Annotated in this window: 1 protein-coding gene; it reads right to left on the bottom strand. The window is 61.7% G+C overall.

Features of this window, described 5'->3' with window-relative positions:
• Positions 1-1,182, bottom strand: a 1,182-nt coding sequence (locus BMZ51_RS23675) for a VCBS domain-containing protein (protein ID WP_208979646.1), incomplete at both ends; no start/stop codon positions are given.

Raw genomic sequence — 1,182 nt, forward strand, 5'->3', positions numbered from 1 at the left:
GATGGTGATGGTGAGCTTGTGGGAGGTGCCATCCACAGAGGTGACGGTGAGACTGTCGGTGAGCTGATCACCGCTCTTCAGGCCCTGCACCGCCGGTTGCTGGTTGTCGAGCGCATAACTCCACGACCCGTCCGGCTGCACTGTGAAGCTGCCATGTGCCCCTTGAGCTGCGGATTGCCCGACAAACTGGTTTTGCCCGGCATCAGGATCCACAATGCTCAACTGGCCGCCGGTGGTCAGCGCCGTTTCTTCGGTGACGGTGCCGGTGGCAGTACCGCCGATCTGGGCCTTGTCGTCGGTGCCATGGATGGTAACGGTGAGCTGATGAGTGGTGCCGTCGATGGAGGTGACAGTGAGACTGTCGGTGAGCTGGTCACCGCTCTTCAGGCTCTGCACCGACGGTTGCTGGTTGTCGAGCGCATAGCTCCACGACCCGTCCGGTTGCACGGTGAAGCTGCCATGTGCCCCTTGAGCTGCGGATTGCCCGACAAACTGGTTTTGCCCGGCATCAGGATCCACAATGCTCAACTGGCCGCTGGTGGTCAGTGCGGTTTCTTCGGTGACGGTGCCGGTGGCAGTACCGCCGATCTGGGCCTTGTCGTCGGTGCCATTGATGGTGACGGTGAGCTGATGAGTGGTGCCGTCAATCGAGGTGACGGTGAGACTGTCAGTGAGCTGATCGCCGCTCTTCAGGCCCTGCACCGCCGGTTGCTGGTTGTCGAGCGCATAACTCCACGACCCGTCCGGCTGCACGGTGAAGCTGCCATGCGCAGCACTGGCGTGTGACTGGGGCACAAACTGATTTTGCCCAGCATCAGGATCCACAATGCTCAACTGGCCGCCGGTGGTCAGTGCAGTTTCTTCGGTGACGGTGCCGGTGGCAGTACCGCCGATCTGGGCCTTGTCGTCGGTGCCATTGATGGTGACGGTGAGCTGATGAGTGGTGCCGTCAATCGAGGTGACGGTGAGACTGTCAGTGAGCTGATCGCCGCTCTTCAGGCCCTGCACCGCCGGTTGCTGGTTGTCGAGCGCATAACTCCACGACCCGTCCGGCTGCACGGTGAAGCTGCCATGCGCCCCTTGGGCTGCCGATTGCCCGACAAACTGCGCTTCGCCGGCATCAGGATCAACAATGCTCAACTGGCCGCTGGTGGTCAGTGCAGTTTCTTCAGTCACCGTGCC

This window comes from Pseudovibrio axinellae (assembly GCF_900110875.1).
Lineage (GTDB): Bacteria > Pseudomonadota > Alphaproteobacteria > Rhizobiales > Stappiaceae > Pseudovibrio > Pseudovibrio axinellae.